Source organism: Parabacteroides sp. D25 (genome assembly GCF_000307475.1).
GTDB lineage: Bacteria > Bacteroidota > Bacteroidia > Bacteroidales > Tannerellaceae > Parabacteroides > Parabacteroides distasonis.
On sequence record NZ_JH976501.1, the window covers coordinates 400,301 to 422,712 of the forward strand.

Below are 22,412 nucleotides of genomic sequence, written 5' to 3' on the forward strand. Positions count from 1 at the left end.
TAATTTAATATGGTTCTCATGGAATAATAAAGATTACCACCAAACTTGTTTGTCATTTTCATATGTGAATATGCGTTCTTCTTCTCCTTTGGTTAAGTCTTTTAACAACAAGAGAGCATTGTCTGGTACATTTGTATAGGTTAGCTTTGATTCAATAGCTCTTTGTTGGCCTAATGACATCCAATGGTTATATTCCCAATAGAATAGCTCATATAGATCACCTGCGTGGATGTTATTATCATCGTTTCTTGGCGTATAAATGATCTTATTGATAGATACCGGTTTGTTGAAGTCCAAGCCTACCCATGGATAATCAACCGTAGAAGGGGCTTCATAGTAAGTTAGGATATCTTTGTCAAATACTTTGGATTTATCCATTGGCATAGTATCGTAACGAACCGAGGCATTTGTTCCAATGATTGTGCCGGTTAATTCTTTTTCCTCCTTGTCTGAGTAGAAAGCGAGTTCGGCTAGATTACAACCCTTGTTTTTTGCTGATACATAGCGCCAATAGCGATATGTTTTTTGAGGTTTTATCTCGAAAGAATCTGCGGACAATAACCAATGAGAAATCGTATGTATTGTATCAGGATCGGAGAAATCCGGATTATTGGAAGCTTCAAAATGTCCTCCGGTGAGAGTTTTTGCATAATCGAAAATATGTTTTGCGAGATAGTATTTCCTAGATAATATAACTTTCTTTCGTTTACTGGTATCTGCATGTAGATATTTTATTCTACCTCGTGAATCAAGTATGAATGGATCTGTAATAGGATGAATACCTTGATTGTCATAATAAAGTGGGAGATAGGCAATATCTTTTCCTATTTCATTGAAGTAACAAACTTTTCCTTTTTGTGTACCGTAACATATAGGTACCCATTTCTGATTGTCGAAAACGGCTAGGTAGGCATGTTTATGGTTTCGTTTTTTTTGTGTTGGAATCATGATATCACAAGTTTTCATGTATTCGGAGGTAACATCTTTCATGAAAATATTCCGGAAGAGGTCGGGCACGACCTCTTCGGTTGTATTCAGCTTTACGAGATCTTGATTAATAGCGTATGTTCGCCTATACACTTTAGCCATCTTCTGGCTAGGTTTATGCAGTATATCCGGATCTGTTTTTGTCTCGCATCCTCCAAACGCTAGATTCTTTCCTGTATTATCTAAAAGTACATTCCAATAATGCCCCATCGAGCGGAAAGGCCATTGTGGTGTGAAATCTAGCATGACGGGAATTCCTATGCTTCTCATCATAGCTAACGCTATTAACGAGAATTGATTACAAGTGCCGAATGATATCATGCTCCTAGTGGAGGTTTTTGCTATGAACGGAATGGAATATACCGAGTTTTCAGGAACTAATTTCTTCTCTAAAAACTGATTGATATGCTTACAAGCCCAAAATGCTGAGTTTTGCATATCGGAAGAATAGCTGAAGTCGTTGAGTTCTGTTAATGTCGTAGAATCTATTTGTTGGTACATGCCAGTCCTCCAATCCTCCAGTACATCCATGGCTCCGATAGAGTAGGGCAATAGGTATTCACAGAAGTCATCAAAATTTAAATGTCGGCTCCAAGGGGCATCTTCCCATAGGTGGAAAGCCTGCTCGATATTTTGAATAAGAAAATCAGCTGTAATTATACGAATGTCTTCTTGTATCGGGAATGAGGTGTTCTCGTGGATTTTAGAGATTCTATCAATGCGATTGGCAAGATAAGGTGTATCATGATAACGCCCCTCTTTTTGTGTTTGAAGTATTATAGAGTCAATTTGTTTATTATATGTGTTGGTGATTTTCCCGCAATAAGAATAATGCCCGGGCATATTCTTAATAAGAAAGCAAGCTGCACGATATTTCAAGGAATCATTTTTGTAATGTTCCAATACCTGTTCTAATTCACGGCGGTTTTCGCCTGCTCTTTCAAGAGCGAATGAGAGTTGTCTGTCTTCTTTGAAATTGTGACAAGAGACTAAACTAGATATAAGTAGCGTGATCCAAAAGAGTTTCATTCGTTTTATTTGTTCTTTTTGCGAAGGACGGTGTTTTAATAGATTGCTCGTTTCATATCGTATTTAATTTTTCACAAACATAAGTTTATTCCTTTTCATGGCCAATTGTTTTAGCTGACTTTTAGCTGACAGACAAAAAATGAGGGTTTGTTGGCATAAAGTTATGTATTTGTATTGCTATCATTTCAACAGGTAGTCCAAGAGGATACAGATCGGCGTATCAAAGAACTTGGGGATGATTTTTGTTTTTCTTATACAGGGGGGGCACTTCAGATATTATCATTAGATAGTACTTTTCGTGCATCTTACCGTTACGGCTAAAAGGCTTAAAGAGGATTTGTCTCCTATTCCGGGTTTGGTGATAGAGAGTGCTCGGGGTAAAGGATATTCACTAAAGATCGTTTCGGGAGAGTAAATTCTCCATTTCAACGTTCATTTGATGGTTTATTTGTGTGATGAGCTTGCTATCGGCAGTAGTACTGACTTGGCTAAGTAATATATACTGTGTCGGGCAAGTCAGTATATATTACTTAGCCAAGTCAGTATTGCTCTTAGGATTGCCAATCTAAGGTCACCTATTTATATCGTGAGTTGAATGAATTTGTGCAAACAATGTTAATTATTTTTGTCCGGGTAAACCTCGTTCATCAATAGGATAGAACATGGTCAACCTATATAAAGGAAATTGCACGATACGATGTGCAATTTTGTATGAAAATTGCACGATACGATGTGCAATTTTGTATATTTGTCCTTTAAACATGAATCGATATGGAGACCTTATTTCGTTCCTTTAGAACTCAATTAGAGCATACTTCGACAGAAGTCGTGCGCTTTCTTCACGATCAGATCGCATGGGATAGCCGATTGGTTGCGATTTTAGGTGCTCGTGGTGTTGGGAAGACTACCCTATTGTTGCAGCATATCAAATTGTATGATCGTGAGGATGAGTCTTTGTATGTTACGGCAGATGATTTCTATTTTACCAAGTATCGGTTATTCGACATGGCTTATCAATTTTATAATCTGGGTGGGAAAAAACTTTATATTGACGAGATTCATAAATACAAAGATTGGTCTAGGGAGGTGAAGAATATATACGATCAAATTCCTGGTCTTCAAGTTATCTATACAGGTTCGTCTATTCTTGATCTGGAGAAAGGTGGTGCGGATTTAAGTCGCAGGAAGGTAGAGTATAGATTACCCGGACTTTCTTTTCGGGAATATTTGAATATATCGCAGGGGTGGCAGCTTCCATCGTATTCGTTGGAAGAGATTCTTGCTGGGAAGGTTGAGTTCCCTTATAAGGAAGCTCGTCCACTCAAATTATTTAATGATTATTTATCGACAGGTTATTATCCATTTTTTCAAGATACGGAATATCTCTTGCGTCTGCGTAGCGTGATTAACCAAATGGTGGAATCTGATATTCCGATTTTTGCGGATATGACGGTGGCTTCTGCCGTAAAGTTGAAGAAATTATTATATGTATTAGCTCAAAGTGTCCCTTTCAAACCAAATTATACGAAGTTGGCGAGAGATTTGGATATCAGCCGGAATGTGTTGCCCGACTACATGAGTTATTTGGAGAAGGCAGGTCTGGTTAATTTACTGCGAGAAAAAGCGCAGGGCTTGAAATTATTGGAGAAAGTAGAGAAGATCTATCTGAATAATACGAATCTGGCTTATGCGTTGTCGGAGCAGGTACCGGATATCGGTTCCGTGCGTGAGACGGTTTTTCTATCTTGGATGCGAGTCGTATGCTTCGTTACTTCTTCTGCGATTTCAGACTTTGAGATAGATGGCCGAACCTTTGAGATTGGGGGAAAGAATAAGATGCGGCAACAGATCAAGCAAGCGGCGGATGGGTATGTGGTGAAAGATGACATAGAGTATGCTTTCCGCAATATGATTCCTTTATGGATGTTTGGCTTTATCTATTGAATATCCATCAAGGTCTTGCCACGATCATTACATAATCCCTCTCGAACACTTTAGGATCGTCTAAGAATTTGATCAGGTCTTTTTGGCGGGAGGAGCCTGTGCGTTTAACGGTCTCACGCATTTCGGTGACGGTACGAATCATATAAACACAGTCATCGGTTTGTCCGTCTGGCCAGAACGGAAGTCCATCATCTATATCATTGATAAATCCTCCGGAGCTTTTGGGTAAGGCGTATGTTTTCTTCTCTTTCTTGAGATAGACTACTCGATGGGTGATAACCGGTTTGTAATCGTCCAGCCATCCCAGCCAATTATAGATGGCGGGAGAACCTTTTTGAAAGACTCCCATAAATAGCCCATTCGGATTCTCCAAGAAAGAACGAAGACCGGTCGGTTTATCTTGATTGTCTTTATGAAGCGCATATAAAGGGGTGATCGAGTGGGAACTTGAAAGCTGGTATACCGTATCTCGATAAGGAATCAAGAAATTTATTCGGTCTTGATCCGTATTCCAATAAAAGGTTTGAAACCGGGTGATCGTATCCGGAGAGACGTTAATATCTTTGGCATCCGCAAGGATGAATTTGCAAAGCGTATCTCCTCGAAGGTTGAATGTCGTTATTCCTTTCGGGATTTTAGAGCCTTCCGCGTAATCACAAAGCATATATCCCGAGGAGGAGAAGCCTACTATTTGACTGGCATCCGCATTTATCGAATATTTGGTAGGCAGGTTTTCGGGGAATATATAATTCTGAATGGTCAGCATCGTATCTAATGTGGGTAATTCCCCGATACATGGCCTTATATCGTTGAATGTGGTCGAATCTTTTTTATTGTCTTGGTCGAGGCCGCTCAAGGCGCAGTACATACGGGTTGTTTTCTTGTCGTAAAATAGATTAAGGCCGTTCATCCCATGGTTCCATTTATAATCCAAGGCCTTAAATCCATATCGTTTGCTGGGAATGCCTTGCTTACGATAATAAATACGTGGGTTATTGAATGTGATAAAAGCGTCGCTATCCGGAATAGCGATCGCTTGTGTTACCGTGTAACGAGCGTCTCCAACATTATAATATTCCAGCTTAGAGGCTATTTGACTCAGTTTCAACATCGCTGGATGGTCCAGCGCCTTTTCTATATCAATGAGGGCCGGAGTTGTCGAACGATTATACTCCGCTTCATATTGGGGAGAGGTGGGTTGATTCCTTTGTTGGCAACTATTCAAGAGCAATGCAAGGAACAATAAGCATGTTGAGAACTTGGTGATCATGATTGGATACGTATTGTTTCTCGCAAACATATGTAAAATAATTGATTGTAACAAATGATTTTACGAATTTATCATAGATTTGCGATAGCCCCGTAGAATAGTATCTAGAAATGATGCCTGTATATGATTTTATGATTTAGCGTTCTTTTTCTTAAGCGGAAGCCTTGGGAAAAGCTTTCGAAAACGAACTAGGTGGCTTGTTACGTTACTTCCTGCGATAATGAGGGTAACGGCTAGGATGATCAGGATGATTCCGCAACACAATCGTAACGTTAATGATTCACCGAAGACAGTCACTCCGAAGAATACGGCGGTCAACGGTTCCAAAGCTCCGAGGATAGCCGTCGGGGTGGAGCCGATATATTGGACCGCCAGTGTCGTGCAAAGGAAAGAGATAGCGGTTGGGAATATGGCTAGAGCGATCAGGTTACCCCATAAATACCAATCATGGACAATGTGAAGGCTCCTGCCGAAATCTATACGGACTAAAAACAAGGTCATTCCGAAAAGCAAGACATAGAACGTAAGTTTCAACGTAGCGATATTCTTCAATAGCGGACGATTCGCGCCTACGATATAAATAGCATAGGAAAGAGCGGAAGCCATGACCAACAGGACACCGGTTAAACTAAGAGTCGTTCCGTCGCCACTTTTATAAAGTAAGCCGATACCGCCTAATGCCAGCAAGATACAAAAGATAGTTTGTAACGTTAATTTCTCCTTGAAGACAAACGCCATGATCAGCGCCACTAAGATCGGATAGACAAACAGCAAAGTCGAGGCGATGCCTGCTTCCATATAATTATAGCTTTGGAATAACGCTAGGGAAGAGAAGGAAACCAACAGCCCCATGAGGATTAAAGGAACGATCTCGTTGGGTTTCAACTTAAAGTTCCGCCCTCTCGCTTTGATCATGATACCCAATACCGGGATCGCGAATAAATATCTGAAAAACAGGACTGAATCCGGATTCATACCGGCTTTATACAAGGGTAGGGCGAACAAGGGGTTCATTCCATAAGTCGCGGCGGCGATAGCCCCTAGAACATATCCTTTTGCTTTTGCATTCATGATTAAAAATATTAGCGCGCAAAAGTAGTATATTCATGATAAATATTATATATTTGTAGATTATCATTTCAATAAATCGTTAACTAAAAAGTAATAAATATGCCTCCAGCAGCAAGATTGACAGATATGCATACATGTCCTATGCAAACCCCGGCTTGGCCATCACCGATACCCCATGTAGGCGGTCCTATCGTAGGGCCGGGAGCGGCGACTGTTCTAATCGGCAAGCTACCGGCGGCGGTAATGGGGGATAGTTGCGTTTGCGTAGGTCCTCCGGATACGATCATTAAAGGATCTTCCACCGTGATGATCTGCGGTAAACCTGCCGCCAGAATGGGAGATACGACAGCTCACGGAGGGCAAATCGTATTGGGATGTCCCACCGTTATAATAGGTGGTTAGGAGGATCTGCGGCATATAATATATGTATATTGTGAGAATATTACTATCTTTGCCGCCACTTGAAAACTAAAAATAACAAGACATGGAAACAGTAGTAAGTGGAATCAGACCAACAGGTAATCTGCATCTAGGCAATTACTTTGGCGCGGTAAAGAGTTTCTTGCGGATGCAAGATGAGTATAATTGCTTCTTCTTTATCGCTGATTGGCATTCGTTGACTACTCACCCGCATCCTGACAATATACGAAATAGCGTAAAGACGATCCTCTCGGAATATCTGGCTTGTGGTATCGATCCGGAAAAAGCTACCATTTATATTCAGAGCGATGTGCCGGAGGTGGTAGAGTTGTATCTATATTTGAATATGAACGCCGGTATCGGCGAGTTGATGCGTACGGCTTCCTTTAAGGATAAGGCCCGTCAGCAGTTGCATATCAGCCGGGAAGGATGTGAAGGCGATGTAGAGAAAGAGATTTTTAATGAAGGTAATAAACATAGCGTAAGCGCTGGTTTGTTGACTTACCCGACCTTGATGGCCGCCGATATTATTATCCATAAGGCGTTGAAGGTTCCTGTAGGTAAGGATCAAGAGCAGAATATGGAAATGGCTCGTCGTTTCGCCCGCCGTTTCAATTCTACCTATGGAGTAGATTTCTTCCCGGAACCTGCGTCGTTCCATTTGGGCAATAAGTCCGTGAAAGTACCGGGCTTGGATGGCTCCGGTAAGATGGGTAAGAGTGAGGGTAACGCGATCTACTTGATCGATGATGAGAAAACAATCAAGAAGAAGGTTATGAAAGCGGTTTCTGATGCGGGACCAACCGAGCCGAATAGCGTGAAGCCCGAGCCGATCGCCAATTTATTCACGATGATGGAAATTGTCTCCGAGAAAGAGACCTATGATTTCTTTAATGAGAAATACAACAATTGCGAGATCCGTTACGGCGATATGAAAAAGCAGTTGGCCGAGGATATCAATAAGTTCTGCGCTCCGATCCGTGAGCGTATCTTGGATATGGCCGCCAATACGGAATATCTGGATAAGGTAGCCCGTATGGGTGCGGAGAAAGCTCGTGAGAGCGCTTCTAAGACTTTAAATGAGGTACGCCAGATTATCGGTTTTCGTCCATATTGATGCTTATTAATTAAAAATAAGAAAAAGCGTTTAGGGATAAGTCCTTAAACGCTTTCTTTTTATTAAAACCATTATAAAGAACCTGAAAAGCGATTTGTTAAAAAGAAAAGGTTGTTACTTTGTGGTGAATAGTTACAGATAACAAACGTATGGCTGCTATTACCACCCAAGAATTTGAACATCATTTCAAGAGTTTATATAAGCCCTTGTGTTTGTTTGCGCTTCGTTATACCGATCAGGTGGATGATGCCGAGGATATCGTGCAACAGGCCTTCGCGGATGTATGGGATAAGAACCGGGCTGGTAATGTGATCGGGAATCTCAAGGCTTATTTATATCAAGCGGTGAGGAATCGTTCTCTTTCATTTACCTCACAACCCGTAAACGCTGAGGCCACCGAGCAGTTACCCGACGTAGAAGATACCTCGGAAGAGGAAGACATCCTGCGATCGGAGCGTGACGCCCGCCTGTGGGACGCTATCGATCAGTTACCTCCCGAACGGAAGAAGATTTTCTTGTTATCCAAACGGGATGGCTTGAAATACCAAGAGATCGCGGAGGAATTGAATTTATCGGTAAAAACGGTTGAGAACCAGATGAGCAAGGCATTGAAAGCTTTGCGAGAGACCGCTATCCGTGTTTATATGTTCTTTTTCGGATAATTTTTATAGAAAGGAATGGGGGTTTTTCATATTTCTCTGTCTTAGAGATAAAGGTTACTTGTTTATTTCATTAAAGCATGGAGAGTGTATGAGGAAGTTGGTGGTATTTGTGATGTTGATGACGTGCGTGATCTCGGCCCAAGCGCAATGGAAAGTGACGCCGGAAGCCGGTATGAACGTGACAAAGTATAAGGGAGATGTCGCTAAGGTAGGCTTTAAGGCTGGGGCCGCGGTCTCTTATACATTCGGATCGGGCTGGTTCTCGCTTCAATCCGGTTTGTACTATGTGCGACGGGGGAAGGGGCTGTCTTCTTATAGTGAGATTTATGGAACTAGTGAGAGTCCATATGGGGGACGGGAAGGTACGAGTATATTTCTCTATCCCGTTTCCAGTGATTATTTGAATCTGTGGGGATACGGTTATGGTAATGGTTACGGCTTTACGGGCTTCTATTATGATACCTATGGAATTAAGGATTTTGATGTAGAAGGTATAAGGCATCGCAGTCAGAAGGAGCATCGTGAATATATCCAATTACCGATCTTGGCTCGTTTCGATTGGCAGGTAAGTAAGGATGTTCGGTTACATTTGGCGGTCGGTCCCTATTTGGCGGTTGGCTTGGGAGGAAAAGTGACGTATGAGGAAAGTGATTATTCTTTAAAAGGAAAGCTGCCCTATAATAAGGAAATATCATATAACCCGTTTAATCCCGGCCAAGGATATGCGGTAGCGCCTCGTTTTGACTGGGGAGCTACCATAGAGGCTGGTATAGAGGTGAAACGGGTCGCTTTCAAGGTTGGCTATGATCTGGGTATAGATAAGCAATACAAGGGATATGCTTATAACATAGGTCTGAACTATCATACGGCTAGTTTTACCTTGGGATACACATTTTAAAGAGAAAATAGGATGAAAGCGATGGTTTGTATAAAGTGGGTATTTATATTCGCGGTGTCGATGATGATTTTCTCATCTTGCGTATCGTCTAGGATCTCGCCGAGTATGAGCGTGGGAGTTCCATTGAAGAAGGGGCAGGCCCCAAATGTCGGATTCCAATGGTATGAGACTGGAAGGACTTATTAAATAGAAGGAATAGTTATGAATAATAACGAGCATGACAATAAATTGGAACAACGCATCCGTTTCGTAGCGAAACGCTATCGGGAAGGAAGCCTTGACCCGGATAAGGCATGGCAGAAGTTCGCTTCTGAGCATGCGATTAGCCGGAAGGTCTCGTTTCGCCGGTATTGGATCGGGGCGGTCGCTGTCGTGTTAGTGCTCGTAGGTCTGGGAACATGGTTTACGGTAGAGAGAAACGCCCCGGATTGGGTTGCGATTACTACCGCCCCCGGACAAATGAAAGATGTTTATCTTCCGGATAGTACCTTGGTCGCTTTGGCTGGCGATTCATGGATCCGGTATGACGCGAAGAGATATGATAAAGAGAGGCGTGCCGTGGAGATGAATGGAAAGGCCTTTTTCCAAGTGACGAGGAATGAGGCACGCCCTTTCTCAGTGAAAACGAGCCAAACGGAAGTTACGGTGTTGGGAACAAGTTTCCAGATAGATGAGAAGCCTACCGTTACGGAAGTCAATGTAGTTACCGGCAAGGTATGTTTTACCGCCGGGGAGGAAAAGGAGAATGTGATACTTACCGCTGGAATGTCGGCTCAGTATTCTGTGGAGAACAAGGAGATAACGGTAGTGACGGAAGAAGACGTGAACAAGTTGGCTTGGAGAACGGGGCAACTGCGTTTTATGGAGACGCCGCTGGATAAGGTGATTGAGGACTTGAGTGATTATTATCAAGTCAAGATCGCGAACCGGACAAAGAATGAGGGAGCGAGATTGACCGCTACTTTTAATAATCTGCCCTTGGAGGATGTATTGCAGGTTGTTAACCAGACATTGGACGCACGTTTGGTTTCCACTTCGAAGAAATAAAATCAGATCATTTTATGAGATCTATTGTTGTATGGCTGATAGGGATTCTTTTGCTTCCCGGTTGGATGGGACATCTATATGCGCAGATGCCCGAACCTACGCCGACGGTTACGTTGGATATGCGGCAGGTTCCCCTGTTGGATATATTGATGGAGCTTGAGAAACAAACCGGATTGTTCTTCTCGTACGAGTCTTCTCTGCTGAAAGAGCTGCCAGAGGTTTCCCTGTCTGTCCGGGATGAATCCTTGTCGTACTGCTTGAAGCGCTTATTTTCCCCATTACCGATTATCTATCGGGTTACGGGGCAATATATCATCTTAAAGCGAAAGCCCCGTCAATATACGATCAGCGGATTTGTCAGGGATTCAGCCTCGTATGAGAGTTTGTTGGGGGCCTCGGTTCTGGTGAAAAGTTCGAGGGGAGGGACGATGTCTAATAATTACGGCTTTTACAGCTTGATACTTCCACCCGGTAAGGTTCGCCTTAGGGCCTCGTATGTGGGCTTTAAGGCGATGGAGATAGAGATCGATTTGCAAAGGGATACGATGATCGACTTCCCGTTGAGGTCATTGGCCTCGTTAGGCGAGGTCGTTATTCGGGGGACCCGGCCTCGCTACGAGATATTGAGTAGCCGTGCGGGGGTGATCGACGTACCTGCCGAGCGGGTGAAGTCGATGCCCGCTTTGCTGGGGGAGGCGGATCTGGTGAAGACCTTACAGCAGTTGCCGGGCGTGGCGGTAGGCACCGAGGGAATGACCGGCTTGTATGTGCGTGGGGGCGGGGCCGATGAGAATTTGTATCTGCTGGATGGAAATCCGGTCTATCATGTGAACCATTTGTTGGGGTTTTTCTCGGCGTTCAACCCGGATGCGATAAAGAATACCCGGTTTTATAAAGGGAGCTTTCCGGCGGAATACGGCGGAAGGCTCTCGTCGGTTGTAGATGTCCGTATGAATGACGGTAATCGGCAGGAGTATCACGGGAATATCTCCGTGGGTTTGCTTTCCGCACGGGCCAATCTGGAGGGGCCGATTGTTAAGGATCGCTCCTCGTTTAATGTCTCGGTACGTCGTACGTGGTTGGATTTGATAACAGGGACGGCTTTGGCTGTAGTCAATAAGAACAGTAGTATCAAAGATGTTTTCGGTTATCATTTCTTCGATATTAATGCGAAACTCAACCACTCTTTCTCGGATCGGAGCCGTGCCTATCTGAGCTTTTATATGGGGCAAGATGCTTTCAGGCAAGGGAGTAAGGAGAAGAATGGGGATTCCGAGGATATGTTTCTGTGGCGTTGGGGAAACTTGATCGGCTCTGCTGGATGGAACTACGTGTTCGGGCAAAAACTGTTTGGTAATTTGATGGTGGGTTACAGCCGTTTTCGTTCTCATATCCGGCAGGAAGTGGGGGGATATGAAATTTATGCAGGTAAGGAGGGAAAAGAATCGTTCAAACGAGAGAGCTACTATAAATCGGAGATGGAGGATCTGAGCGTACGTTTGTCGGTGGATTACAGTCCTTCAATGAATCACCGGATACGAATGGGCACGGATTACCTGTATCATAATTTTCGCCCGGAGAATAGCCAGCAACGGTCTTGGGTGAACGATTCGTTAGTAAATCCCGTATATGAGCTTTTGTATGATTATTCCTTGATAAAAGGGCATGAGTTCTCTTTGTTTGCCGAGGATGAGATGCGGGTCACGGATCGCTTGCGGGTGAATGCCGGATTGCGGTATACCTTGTTTCATGTAGAGAATGAGATCTATCATTCTTTTCAGCCTCGTTTGTCGGCACGTTATTTACTTCGTCCGGATCTATCGGCGAAGATATCCTACAGTAAGATGAACCAATATGTCCACTTATTATCGAATACCTATGTGAACCAACCTACGGATATTTGGGTCCCGGTGACGGAGCAAGTCCCTCCGATGAGTTCTCACCAGATTACTGCCGGGCTTTATTATAATCTGAAACGGATGTATGATTTCTCGATCGAGGGGTATTATAAACGGTTGAATAACTTGATTGATTATAAGGATCATTGGCCGGTTGAGACACATTTCTCCGGTTGGGAAGACCGGGTCGGTTTGGGAAAGGGTAAGACCTATGGTGTGGAGTTTATGGCGCAAAAGACAAATGGGAAGACAACCGGATGGATCGGGTATACGCTCTCTTGGTCGGATCGGTGGTTTCCGGATGGTTCCGTGAATAAGGGGCGTCATTTCCCGTTTCGCTTCGACAACCGGCATAAGGTGAATGTGGTCGTTTCTCGTAAGTTATCCCGGAAGGTGGAGTTGACGGCGGCTTGGGTATTCGCGTCGGGCAATCATATCAGTTTGCCGGAATATAAGTATCTTTCTCCCTCTTACCAGAGAGAGCATGGATATTTTGAGGTGGTAGGGATGATGGATACGAATCCCGGCTTGAGCGCACGCAATAATTATCAACTGTCTCCGTACCATCGTTTGGATCTAGGGGTGAATTTTTACCGGTATAAAAAGAAAGGACGAATGGGGATTTGGAACCTAAGCTTATATAACGCTTATCTGAAGCCGAACCCTTTCATGACCGAGTTGAAAGCTGGTGGTTCCGACGTCGTTTTGCAGGAGACGATTTTGTTTTATTGTATGCCATCGGTCTCTTACACTTATAAATTTTAGCTTATGGGAAGAAGTTTACTGGCTATATGTATCTTGATGTATGGGGTGCTAGCGGCCTCATGTGTACGTGACGTGGAAATAAACTTAGGGGATTTGCCGGACCGGATCGTCCTCAACGCCTCGGTGAGTCCCGGGAAGGATGTACGTGCCCATGTCTCGAAGACTTGGTTTATCATGGATAATGTGGCCAATTTCGATTTACCGGATCCGAAAATTCGTGTCTACATCAATGGCGAGTTTCAAGGTTTGATGCGGTATGATGACTTTAAGGAGGAGGTTTTTAATACGGGGCAATATGTTTTGCCCGGTTGCCGGGTGCGTGAGGGAGACCGTTTACGCATGGAGGCGGAGGCGGACGGGTATGAACCAGTCTCGGGGGAAACTCTAATTCCCGGTGGAGTGAAGATTATCGGTGTGGACACTTCTACCTATCGATCTTCTTCATATTCATCCAGTAATTTACGTTTTACAGTCGAGATGAATCCCGCTAGTAGTGGCTATTACCGTTTAGTCATAGAGAAAGTGACGGATTACCGGAAAGGGGATAGTACCATGACTGTGACCTCTTACCAAAGTGCGAATGGATACCTTTGGTATTATACTTATTTTAACCTATATTACGAGGATCCGGTATTCCAGACTTTCGAGGGAAGCCCGATCACGAGTCAGATAGACGGGCGGTATTGTATGGGGGTGTTTGCGGGGAAGGACATGATTTCCGGGAATACGCTCCGTGTGTCTGTTTCTCCGGTAGATTATTCGTATGAGAGCGACACGCTTTCGTCGAAAGTCCATTACGATGTGCATCTGTTGTCTATCTCCGAGGATTATTATCGATATATGAAGATTATGCGGGGCTACTCTATCACGATCGGCGACGCGAATTTCGGGGCGTTGATAGAGCCTGCCGATACGTATTCGAATGTGGAGAACGGCTTTGGGATTGTCGCCGGATATCAAGAGGATAAATTGCGTATCACGATGCGGAGAGATACGGTACCTCCTTCTTGGAATCCTTGGGACGGATACAGTGTACAGTAGGCAGTGGGCTACGCCGAAAAAGACCCTTCTCGGATAGGGGTATTTTAGGAAATCTTGTCTTATAAATGAATTCAATGAAGTAGAATGATGACAGAGTGGATGAATAAATGGCTTATGGCCATTTTTTGCTGGATGATTTTTATGCCTGTTCCAGACCTCTTGGCCCAATCAGCCAAGACGAAGGATGATCCCCGGATTACGTTGCGTATGAAGGAGGTTTCGTTGCCGGAGGTCTTGTCAGAGATCGAAAGACAGGCGGGCGTGACCTTCTCGTATGAGTCTTCTTTGTTGAAAGAGCTTCCGAAGATCAGTTTCCAAGTGAAAGATGAGACATTGACGGATTGTTTGACCCGCTTGTTCGAGTCGTATCCGATCGTGTATAAGGTGAGTGGAAAGATCGTGATTCTGAAGCGTAGACAGAGACAGGTAACGATCAGCGGCTTCGTGAGGGACCAAGCGTCCTCGGAGTCTCTGATCGGAGCCTCTGTTTATGAGGTCGCCAGCCGGAAAGGCTCGGCTACGAATAGCTATGGTTTTTTCAGTTTGACGCTTCCGCCGGGGAATATCCGCTTGCATGCTTCTTACATTGGTTATGAGAGCTGTTCCTTTAATTTCACGGAATTGGATAGGGATACCATATTAAATATTGAGTTGCGTCCGAACGCCCGTCTGGAGGAAGTGGTAGTTACGGCCTCGGAGCGGGATCGTTTGTCTGTAAATAACACCTTGATGGGAACGATGGAGTTTAGCCAGAAGACGATCAAGGCGACACCGACCCTGTTTGGTGAGTCCGATATCGTGAAGACCTTGCAACTGACTCCGGGTGTAGCCAGTGGGACAGAGGGACTGGCCGGTTTATATGTTCGTGGCGGCGACCAAGATGGAAATCTGTTTTTGATAGACGGTAATCCGGTTTACCAGATCAATCATGTCGGCGGGCTATTCTCCGCTTTCAATCCGGAGGCGATCCGTAATCTGGACTTTTTCAAGGCGGGTTTCCCTGCGAGATATGGCGGGCGACTCTCGTCTGTGGTAGATGTCCATACCAAAGAGGGCAATATGAAAGAGTACCATGGTAGCGCTACGATCGGGCTGATCTCCGGTAATCTGAGCTTGGAAGGCCCTATCATCAAGGATCGCACGGCTTTTCAGATAGCGCTTAGACGCTCGTGGCTGGATGTACTCTCTGCCCCAGCGATAGCGATAGCAAATAAGGTTCGAAAAGACGGTCATAAAATAAATCTTCGTTATGCTTTTCACGATTTGAATTTAAAGCTTAATCATCGTTTCAGCGATCGCAGCCGGATGTTTTTCAGCTTATATAACGGGAATGATGTATTAAAAGGAGGGGGAACGGATTTCTCAACAGAAGAAGAGCAAGTCCCTTATACGGATGGTACCCATTCATCGCTGCGTTGGGGTAATTTGATGGGAACCTTGGGCTGGACTTATGTCTTCAATAACCGTTTGTTCGGACGGGTTTCCGGGGTCTTTTCACGGTATCGCTCGAATGTACGGAGTTCAAAAGAATATAATTATGGTGTGGAAGGAGAAGATAATTATCTCTCTTCTTCATCGGAAACGAGTAGTTCTACCTCTATCTTGGATATGGGCGTCCGTTCCTCTTTTGATTACACGCCTTCTACGTCGCATGTGATTCGTTTTGGAGGGGATTTCTTGATGCACCGTTTCCGCCCGGAGTATAATGAGGTGAAAGCAGCCGGTTCCGGTATGCTGGAGTTTTCGAATATAGGGAAAATATATACAAATGATCTGCTATGGGCCCGTGAGGCGGCTATCTTTGGAGAGGATGATTGGAATGTCTTACCTAGCTTGCGTTTGAATGCGGGGATTCGGTTTAGCCTGTTCAATGTGGAGCGGAAGGCTTATACCTTATTGGAGCCTCGCGCTTCCTTGAGATGGTTGCTACGTGACGATCTTAGCTTCAAAGCCTCATACGCCCGTATGGGGCAATATATCCATTTATTGGGCAACAGTTATATAAATTTGCCGACGGATGCGTGGATGCCTGTTACCCGTAAGTTGAAACCTTTAATCAGTGATCAAGTCTCCGCTGGTTTCTATTATAATCTGATGCGTTCTTATAGTTTCTCGGTAGAGGGGTATTATAAATGGATGAAGAACCTGTTGGATTATAAAGACGGCTATTCCTTCTTGCCCGGTACGGCGGCTTGGGAGGAAAAAATGGCGGTCGGTAAGGGGCGTTCGTATGGCGTGGAGTTCTTGGCTCGCAAGGAAAGCGGACGTACGACCGGTTGGATAGGATATACGCTTTCATGGTCGGATCGGCGTTTCGATGAGATCGATAACGGGCGACGCTTTCCGGCACGTTACGATAACCGGCATAAGCTGAATATCGTGGTATCGCATAAACTATCGGAAAAGGTGGAGCTGACAGCTGCTTGGACGTATACTTCCGGCAATCGCATGACCTTGTCGTTGGAGAGTTATGAGCAAGCTGGTACGCTTACTATTTCCAACCAATACAAGATGAATAACTGGTGGGAACCATCCGGGGAAGTGGTGGATTTGTATACACGTCGTAATAATTACCAGATGCCGGCTTATCATCGTCTGGATTTGGGACTTAATATTTACCGTCCGAAGGAGAAGGGGCGAATGGGCATCTGGAATATCAGTATTTATAATGTATATAGCCGGATGAATCCGTTTATGGTCTATAAAAGTGATAACTGGGAACGAACGAATAACTTAGTCCCGGGTTCTTCTTCTCCCTATAACGGTAAAACAAAACCTTGTTTTAAGTTGATAGGTATTATGCCTATCATACCTTCCATATCATATACTTATAAATTCTAGGAAGATGAAACAGATAAAGAGTATCTTAATAAATACGATTTGTATAGTAAGCCTGTTTGGTTTGATGTCTTGCATCAAGGAGATCGATCTTGAATCCTTACGGCCGGATCCCACTTTGGTGGTGAACTGTGTCGCTATAACCGGCGAACCCTTAACCGTAAGTGTCTCCCGTACTTGGTTTTTCACGGATGATCATCCGAACGTGACTTTGGATAAAGCCGAGGTGAATTTATTCGTGAATGGCGCTTTTAAAGAGCGTATGAGCTTTCAGGAGGGGGATGAGGCATTTAACACGAAAGGGTATTTTAAGTCTGATTTTATACCGGTGAAAGGGGATCGTATCCGTGTGGAAGCTTCTTATCCGGAATATGGTGTGGCAAGCGCCGAGACAGTCATGCCAGCGCCCGCCCGGGTCTTGAAAGCGGGGGTAACCTATGCCACGGTAGCTGGTTCTTTCGGTTCTCACCAGAATGCGATTTATCAGGTAACGCTCAAAGATAACCCTGCCGAGGAGAATTATTATTTACTTCGTATGGAAGAGGGCATTCCTGTTTTTGATGGAATAGCTAAGGAATATACAGGAGAATATAAATGGTTCTCGGTGAGTCCAAACTATGCGACTGAACCTGTTTTTGGCCAATCGTTGACGGCCTTGGATCAAATCTTTGGCAATGACTGGATGTATGGGTATGATGGAAAGGTCTTTTCTGATGAGTTAATAAACGGGCAGAATATACCTTGCACTTAACGGATGAGTATTATTATGAACCTTATTATGGATCATACCCGCTAAAAGTAGTCCCGGATTCGATAGGGATGGAAGATCTAAATGAGGAAGATTTCCTTCCGATTCCACCCAAGCACCTACGGGTACACCTATATGCTATCTCGGCGGAATACTATCGATATCTGAAAGTTTTGCAAGATAAAGACACGGATTCAGTTTCGAACCTTTTGATCGATGGCGGTCTGGCCGAACCGATCCGTGTATTTAGCAATATAGACGGTGGTGTCGGTATCCTAGGCAGTTGCCATGTAGGAATGTTTGAGACGGAAATAGCGTCTTCCTCACATTCCAATCTTGAAGCGGCCCGATTTGAAGACGGGATAGACTAGGAACTGTGGTTCCATCTTCCGTCGTACCGGGTTGTATTCATAGTTGATACCGGCTCCCATCCAGAAATTATCAGTAACCTTGAACTCCATTGAGCCGCCCACTTGGGTATGATAGAAAAAGGGATTCCTAAGCATATGGGGATTGTTGTACTCGTCGGCGTAATAAGCGTATTGTCCCCATCCTTTCAGTTTCAACCAGTCCGTAGGTTGATATTCCACTTGTACGTTTGCGCCGGCTGTTATTCCGGGACTAGGGTTGAAGGGACTAAAGAAACGACCACCGAATCCTCCGCCATAAAGACTCCAATTGCCGCTGTGCCAAGAAATACCCCCGTTCATGATCGTCATGCCTCCGACTCCCGGCCATGTATATTGAACACCGTTAGCGATAAGATCGAAACTTTCGTTTAGCCGTTTCATATAAGTCTCATTGAAATCCAACGCCATAGGCGATACCTCCCGAAGCATCGGGGTATATACGTTAAAGAACGGCTGATAGGCGGCGGAAGATATCTGCATATCCATCGGACGCTCTTGTAGGGACGTATGGGGAATATCGGGCGTGAACTCCCGCAGTTTAATATCGATATCCCGTGTCCCCGCAGGGGTAAATGTCTTATAAGAGGCTTTCGGGATGTTCAACTCATACGTCTTGTTTTTAGGCAGGACGATGATTTTACCTTCTTTATTTAAAATAAACGAAAAGTCAGACTGTGCCTGAATTCCAACGACACATATCCATGCCATGAATATAAATAATCCTCGTCTCATACACTCTCCTCCTATTTTTGATGTGAAGGTAACTTTTTTTTGAATAAGATGCAACTTTTAGGATACCTATTTCATCCATATAATAGAGAGCATAAGTACTTATGGATGAACAACTGTTAATCGATGGATGTATGCGAGGCGAATCATGGGCTCGTAAGGAATTGTACGAGCAATATGCTCCTGCTATGATGAGTGTTTGCATGCGTTACGTGGGTGACAGGGAGACGGCCCGTGATCTTCTGCAGGACGGGTTCGTGAAGATATTTACGAAGATCCGGTCGTATTCCGGCTCCGGGGCTTTCGGGGGATGGATACGGCGGATCTTTGTCACTACGGCTCTTGAATATCTCCGGTCTTCAGAGAACACGAGGCTAAGTGTAGGCCTGGACGGCTATGACGACAGTTTGGAAGATATCAACTATTCCGTATTGGACCGTTTATCGGCGGATGACTTGTTGGCTTGCGTGGCCCAATTGCCGCCGGGATATCGTACGGTCTTCAACTTATATGCGATAGAGGGATATACGCATAGCGAGATCGCCGAGATGCTGCATGTACAGGAGGCGACTTCCCGTTCCCAGTTTATCCGGGCGAGGAACGCTTTGCAAAAGAGTGTACAATCTTTAATAAGGCATGAAAATGCGGGACGATAAGGATCATAACGAACGGCTGGATGATTTCAGCGGCTATATGCGGCAGCGCTTGGAAGAGCACCGGTTGCCGGTAGATGCTGGCGGCTGGGATGAGGTGGAGGCCCGGATGAACCGAAGAGCGAGATCACGGGGTTGGTTGTGGACGAGAGGCTTGGCCGCCGCCGCAGTGCTGGCCTTGGTTATTTGGCTGCTACCTTCCCCGGAGAAGATGCCATTGGAGGAATTGAGCCCCTTTCAGAAAGAGATATCGGAGAAAGCGGAGGAAATGAATATTCTTCCGGAGCATCCCGTTTTACCTGTAGAGCCTGTAAAGAAACGTATAGCGAAAGTGCTGAAATGGGAAAAAAAGGCTAAGCTTTCCGCTATTGTCGGGGAAAAGGAAACGATCCGGGAGGATGAGAAGTGTGAGACTATCGAGATTATTGAGAAGGATGCGATTGCGGCTATCGTAGAAGAACCGTCTGTGAAGGAGGATGCGTCCGAGGATTCGACGGACATAGTCGTTAAGCGAGGTGACTCTACGGTTCCTCTACCGGAAGGCGAACGGAGTCCCCGACGAAAAGCCTCTTTGAAAAAGAAAGCCAAGAAGAGTAAACGGAACAAGTGGTTATTGGCCGCCGCCGTTGGCTCTAGTGGTTATGTAGATAGCTTTTTAAATACGGATATGAGTTATGGCGATGCTTCTTCTCCGGGAGATATGAATAATTCGGCAGGAAGCCCCGATCCGGATAAGCCGGATAAAGACGATGATGAAAAGGAGAGTGGTAATACGCCTCCCCAAACGGTCTCATTCCGTAATGCCCCGGTATTACGGAGTTCTAAGGTGGATGAGAACTTCTTGGATAATCGTTCGTTCGAATCTTATCCGGACGTTAGCTACTCCCTTCCGATATCATTCGGTTTTACGGTACGGAAGGATTTGAGCCGGCGTATAGCCGTGGAAAGTGGATTGATGTATACGTATTTATCCACTACATTCAAGAGGGGAGGGGATTGCCCGTCAGAGGTGAAATCGTCTTTGCATTATCTGGGTATTCCCTTGAATCTGGTGGTTTATTTATGGAAGAATCAGCGATGGAATGTCTATCTCTCCGGAGGCTTTATGATGGAGAAGGGCTTGCAGGCCGTGTATAGTGGCTATATCGCCGGAAACGGAACGACTATCTCCAAGAGCAAAAAGGAGGATATCCATGGTATGCAATGGTCCGTGAATGCCTCGGTCGGTGCTGCTTATCGTTTTTATGGGGATTGGAGCCTCTATTTCGAGCCTCGCTTCTCCCATTATTTTGACTGTGATCAACCGGCTAGTATCCGTACGGACAAGCCGTTGGGATTTGGGTTGAGCGCAGGTATACGATATGCTTTTTAATGATTAAATCTATTATAATTATGCGGAAACTTTTTTATTGGGCGTTTGCCTTTAGCCTTTGCGTCTTAATGGGATGCAAGGATGATGGAGTGCGAGTGGAGGTCGTGCGGTATGCTATCAACGAACCGGTATTCATGTCGATCTCCGAGTTTCGGAATTCAGTGAAGGTGACGGATGAGGTGGTGCCAATCACCAAGCGGGGTAAGATCTGTTTCTATAAGGATTACCTGTATATTTCTTCCCCGGATAAGGGCATCCATATCGTGGATAACAGGAATCCGGCATCTCCCCGGATAGTGGGCTTTGTAGAATTGATCGGTAACGAGGATCTCTCGATCAAGGATGATAAATTGTATGCGGATTCGTATGTGGATCTGGTCTGGTTCGATATCTCCGATCCGGAGAGACCTGAATTGGAAGGTCGTGTGGAGAACGCTTTCCGTTATGCGCTTCCGACCATAGAGAATGGCTATGGGTTCGATTATAATATGTGTTATTCGGAAGAAGCGAGAGCGAAAGGTGTCGTGGTTGGTTGGGAGCCGAAGGAACGGGAGGAAACCATTTACCATTATCCGAGTTATGGCGGTGATCTGATGGCGAACGATGCGGCGCCGGGTACTTCCACGCAGGGCGTGAACGGATCTATGGCTCGTTTTTCTATTTATGGTAAGTACTTATATACGGTAGAACAGAATATCATGTGTGTTTTCGACCTGTCTGGAGACAAGCCTGTCTTGACGACAAACGACATTTGGTTGCAACGTGATGTCGAGACTCTTTTCAACTATAAAGATAAGATGTTCATGGGAACTCCGACCGGCATGTTGATCTATTCGCTGGAAGATCCGTTAGCGCCTAAGTATCGTTCTTCCGTAAGTCATGTCTTTGGTTGTGATCCGGTTGTCGTGGAGGATGACTTAGCGTATGTGACCGTGCATTCCGGAAATACTTGCGGGCAAAATACCAATGAACTGATGCTCATAGATGTAAGTGATGTGGACCAACCGAACCTGCTGGTTACTTATGGCATGAAATGTCCGAAAGGATTAGGTATCGATAACGGTACTTTATTCCTCTGTGACGAAGGGTTAAAGGTCTTCAATGCGAAAGATCCTATGACCTTGCTGGCTAATCAGCTTGTTCATTATGCAGGTATGGAGGGTTACGATGTAATCCCTTTTAGGAATACCTTGATGATGATCGCCGATGATGGCCTTTACCAATACGATTATTCCAATTTACAGGCAATATCTCAGTTAAGTAAATTGCCAATGGGCGAATAGAGTTTAATATTCCTCTTCACTATTTGCTTTGTAAGGCATTTACGGGATTACGAGGTGCCGCTTTATAACTATGCCTGCTTACGGTCAGTAACGTAACCATCAGTACGATACCGCCGAATAGCAGGCTTGTTTCTATGGAATACGTTCACGAAAATTCGCTACTTTTTATGTGTTATTTATACGAGAATGTAAATAAAATGAGCTTCCTACTTTGATGTTATAATATTTAT

The 22,412-nt window shown here is 44.7% G+C and carries 18 protein-coding genes; 14 read left to right on the forward strand and 4 right to left on the reverse strand.

From position 1 onward, the window contains the following. Nucleotides 1–33: 33 nt before the first annotated feature. Nucleotides 34–2,016, reverse strand: a complete 1,983-nt coding sequence (locus tag HMPREF0999_RS05205; protein ID WP_008779168.1) for a discoidin domain-containing protein — start codon at nt 2,014–2,016, stop codon at nt 34–36. Between the two features lie 771 nt (nt 2,017–2,787). Here HMPREF0999_RS05205 and HMPREF0999_RS05210 point away from each other — a divergent pair. Continuing rightward, nucleotides 2,788–3,960, forward strand: a complete 1,173-nt coding sequence (locus HMPREF0999_RS05210; protein ID WP_009016865.1) for an ATP-binding protein — start codon at nt 2,788–2,790, stop codon at nt 3,958–3,960. A gap of 7 nt (nt 3,961–3,967) precedes the next feature. On the opposite strand, the gene HMPREF0999_RS05215 is transcribed toward HMPREF0999_RS05210, so the two are convergent. Next, nucleotides 3,968–5,230, reverse strand: a complete 1,263-nt coding sequence (locus HMPREF0999_RS05215) for a DUF4933 domain-containing protein (protein WP_009275353.1) — start codon at nt 5,228–5,230, stop codon at nt 3,968–3,970. Nucleotides 5,231–5,359: 129 nt separating this feature from the next. Next, nucleotides 5,360–6,301, reverse strand: a complete 942-nt coding sequence (locus tag HMPREF0999_RS05220) for a DMT family transporter (protein WP_005859559.1) — start codon at nt 6,299–6,301, stop codon at nt 5,360–5,362. Nucleotides 6,302–6,400: 99 nt separating this feature from the next. Here HMPREF0999_RS05220 and HMPREF0999_RS05225 point away from each other — a divergent pair, with 99 nt between their 5' ends. The 10 genes from HMPREF0999_RS05225 to HMPREF0999_RS23135 all read left to right on the forward strand — a co-directional run bounded on the left by HMPREF0999_RS05225 (nt 6,401) and on the right by HMPREF0999_RS23135 (nt 18,106). Continuing rightward, nucleotides 6,401–6,703: a PAAR domain-containing protein gene (locus tag HMPREF0999_RS05225; RefSeq protein WP_009016867.1), complete on the forward strand. Its 303-nt coding sequence runs from the start codon at nt 6,401–6,403 to the stop codon at nt 6,701–6,703. 82 nt (nt 6,704–6,785) lie between these two features. After that, on the forward strand, nt 6,786–7,838 hold the full coding sequence (trpS, locus tag HMPREF0999_RS05230; RefSeq protein WP_005859555.1) for a tryptophan--tRNA ligase: 1,053 nt from the start codon (nt 6,786–6,788) through the stop codon (nt 7,836–7,838). A 149-nt stretch (nt 7,839–7,987) separates the two neighbouring features. Further along, on the forward strand, nt 7,988–8,500 hold the full coding sequence (locus HMPREF0999_RS05235) for an RNA polymerase sigma-70 factor (protein WP_009275354.1): 513 nt from the start codon (nt 7,988–7,990) through the stop codon (nt 8,498–8,500). 88 nt (nt 8,501–8,588) lie between these two features. Further along, nucleotides 8,589–9,398, forward strand: a complete 810-nt coding sequence (locus HMPREF0999_RS05240) for a porin family protein (RefSeq protein ID WP_009275355.1) — start codon at nt 8,589–8,591, stop codon at nt 9,396–9,398. Between the two features lie 201 nt (nt 9,399–9,599). Next, nucleotides 9,600–10,445 (forward strand): FecR family protein, encoded by an 846-nt coding sequence (locus HMPREF0999_RS05245; RefSeq protein ID WP_009275356.1) that lies wholly within the window; start codon nt 9,600–9,602, stop codon nt 10,443–10,445. 14 nt (nt 10,446–10,459) lie between these two features. Continuing rightward, nucleotides 10,460–13,108: a TonB-dependent receptor gene (locus HMPREF0999_RS05250; RefSeq protein ID WP_009275357.1), complete on the forward strand. Its 2,649-nt coding sequence runs from the start codon at nt 10,460–10,462 to the stop codon at nt 13,106–13,108. A 3-nt stretch (nt 13,109–13,111) separates the two neighbouring features. Further along, nucleotides 13,112–14,149: a DUF4249 domain-containing protein gene (locus tag HMPREF0999_RS05255; RefSeq protein WP_009275358.1), complete on the forward strand. Its 1,038-nt coding sequence runs from the start codon at nt 13,112–13,114 to the stop codon at nt 14,147–14,149. An 84-nt stretch (nt 14,150–14,233) separates the two neighbouring features. Next, nucleotides 14,234–16,990 (forward strand): TonB-dependent receptor, encoded by a 2,757-nt coding sequence (locus HMPREF0999_RS05260; protein ID WP_010182289.1) that lies wholly within the window; start codon nt 14,234–14,236, stop codon nt 16,988–16,990. 4 nt (nt 16,991–16,994) lie between these two features. Beyond that, nucleotides 16,995–17,738, forward strand: coding sequence for a DUF4249 domain-containing protein (locus HMPREF0999_RS23130; RefSeq protein ID WP_009275360.1), 744 nt, complete (start codon nt 16,995–16,997; stop codon nt 17,736–17,738). A 68-nt stretch (nt 17,739–17,806) separates the two neighbouring features. Further along, entirely contained in the window at nt 17,807–18,106 is a 300-nt protein-coding gene (locus HMPREF0999_RS23135; protein ID WP_255349030.1) for a DUF4249 family protein, read from the forward strand. Here HMPREF0999_RS23135 and HMPREF0999_RS05270 read toward each other — a convergent pair. Beyond that, on the reverse strand, nt 18,059–18,877 hold the full coding sequence (locus HMPREF0999_RS05270; protein ID WP_005859539.1) for a hypothetical protein: 819 nt from the start codon (nt 18,875–18,877) through the stop codon (nt 18,059–18,061). The genes HMPREF0999_RS23135 and HMPREF0999_RS05270 overlap by 48 nt on opposite strands. Before the next feature lie 101 nt (nt 18,878–18,978). On the opposite strand from HMPREF0999_RS05270, the gene HMPREF0999_RS05275 reads away from it, so the two are divergent. The 3 genes from HMPREF0999_RS05275 to HMPREF0999_RS05285 are packed head-to-tail and all read left to right on the forward strand — an operon-like array spanning nt 18,979 to nt 22,182. Next, complete coding sequence (locus HMPREF0999_RS05275) at nt 18,979–19,530, forward strand: RNA polymerase sigma factor (protein ID WP_008772825.1); 552 nt, start codon at nt 18,979–18,981, stop codon at nt 19,528–19,530. Then, the gene (locus HMPREF0999_RS05280; RefSeq protein WP_009275362.1) at nt 19,517–20,899 is read left to right on the forward strand and encodes a porin family protein; all 1,383 of its coding nucleotides are present in this window, start codon (nt 19,517–19,519) and stop codon (nt 20,897–20,899) included. Before HMPREF0999_RS05275 ends, HMPREF0999_RS05280 begins: the two co-directional genes overlap by 14 nt. Nucleotides 20,900–20,919: 20 nt before the next feature. Further along, nucleotides 20,920–22,182, forward strand: coding sequence for an LVIVD repeat-containing protein (locus tag HMPREF0999_RS05285; RefSeq protein ID WP_009275363.1), 1,263 nt, complete (start codon nt 20,920–20,922; stop codon nt 22,180–22,182). Nucleotides 22,183–22,412: the final 230 nt, after the last annotated feature.

Bases quoted from the DNA above. Each gene is read 5' to 3' on its own strand.
- HMPREF0999_RS05205 (WP_008779168.1), bottom strand. From the start codon at position 2,016: ATGAAACTCTTTTGGATCACGCTACTTATATCTAGTTTAGTCTCTTGT.
- HMPREF0999_RS05210 (WP_009016865.1), top strand. From the start codon at position 2,788: ATGGAGACCTTATTTCGTTCCTTTAGAACTCAATTAGAGCATACTTCG.
- HMPREF0999_RS05215 (WP_009275353.1), bottom strand. From the start codon at position 5,230: ATGATCACCAAGTTCTCAACATGCTTATTGTTCCTTGCATTGCTCTTG.
- HMPREF0999_RS05220 (WP_005859559.1), bottom strand. From the start codon at position 6,301: ATGAATGCAAAAGCAAAAGGATATGTTCTAGGGGCTATCGCCGCCGCG.
- HMPREF0999_RS05225 (WP_009016867.1), top strand. From the start codon at position 6,401: ATGCCTCCAGCAGCAAGATTGACAGATATGCATACATGTCCTATGCAA.
- trpS (WP_005859555.1), top strand. From the start codon at position 6,786: ATGGAAACAGTAGTAAGTGGAATCAGACCAACAGGTAATCTGCATCTA.
- HMPREF0999_RS05235 (WP_009275354.1), top strand. From the start codon at position 7,988: ATGGCTGCTATTACCACCCAAGAATTTGAACATCATTTCAAGAGTTTA.
- HMPREF0999_RS05240 (WP_009275355.1), top strand. From the start codon at position 8,589: ATGAGGAAGTTGGTGGTATTTGTGATGTTGATGACGTGCGTGATCTCG.
- HMPREF0999_RS05245 (WP_009275356.1), top strand. From the start codon at position 9,600: ATGAATAATAACGAGCATGACAATAAATTGGAACAACGCATCCGTTTC.
- HMPREF0999_RS05250 (WP_009275357.1), top strand. From the start codon at position 10,460: ATGAGATCTATTGTTGTATGGCTGATAGGGATTCTTTTGCTTCCCGGT.
- HMPREF0999_RS05255 (WP_009275358.1), top strand. From the start codon at position 13,112: ATGGGAAGAAGTTTACTGGCTATATGTATCTTGATGTATGGGGTGCTA.
- HMPREF0999_RS05260 (WP_010182289.1), top strand. From the start codon at position 14,234: ATGATGACAGAGTGGATGAATAAATGGCTTATGGCCATTTTTTGCTGG.
- HMPREF0999_RS23130 (WP_009275360.1), top strand. From the start codon at position 16,995: ATGAAACAGATAAAGAGTATCTTAATAAATACGATTTGTATAGTAAGC.
- HMPREF0999_RS23135 (WP_255349030.1), top strand. From the start codon at position 17,807: ATGGAAGATCTAAATGAGGAAGATTTCCTTCCGATTCCACCCAAGCAC.
- HMPREF0999_RS05270 (WP_005859539.1), bottom strand. From the start codon at position 18,877: ATGAGACGAGGATTATTTATATTCATGGCATGGATATGTGTCGTTGGA.
- HMPREF0999_RS05275 (WP_008772825.1), top strand. From the start codon at position 18,979: ATGGATGAACAACTGTTAATCGATGGATGTATGCGAGGCGAATCATGG.
- HMPREF0999_RS05280 (WP_009275362.1), top strand. From the start codon at position 19,517: ATGCGGGACGATAAGGATCATAACGAACGGCTGGATGATTTCAGCGGC.
- HMPREF0999_RS05285 (WP_009275363.1), top strand. From the start codon at position 20,920: ATGCGGAAACTTTTTTATTGGGCGTTTGCCTTTAGCCTTTGCGTCTTA.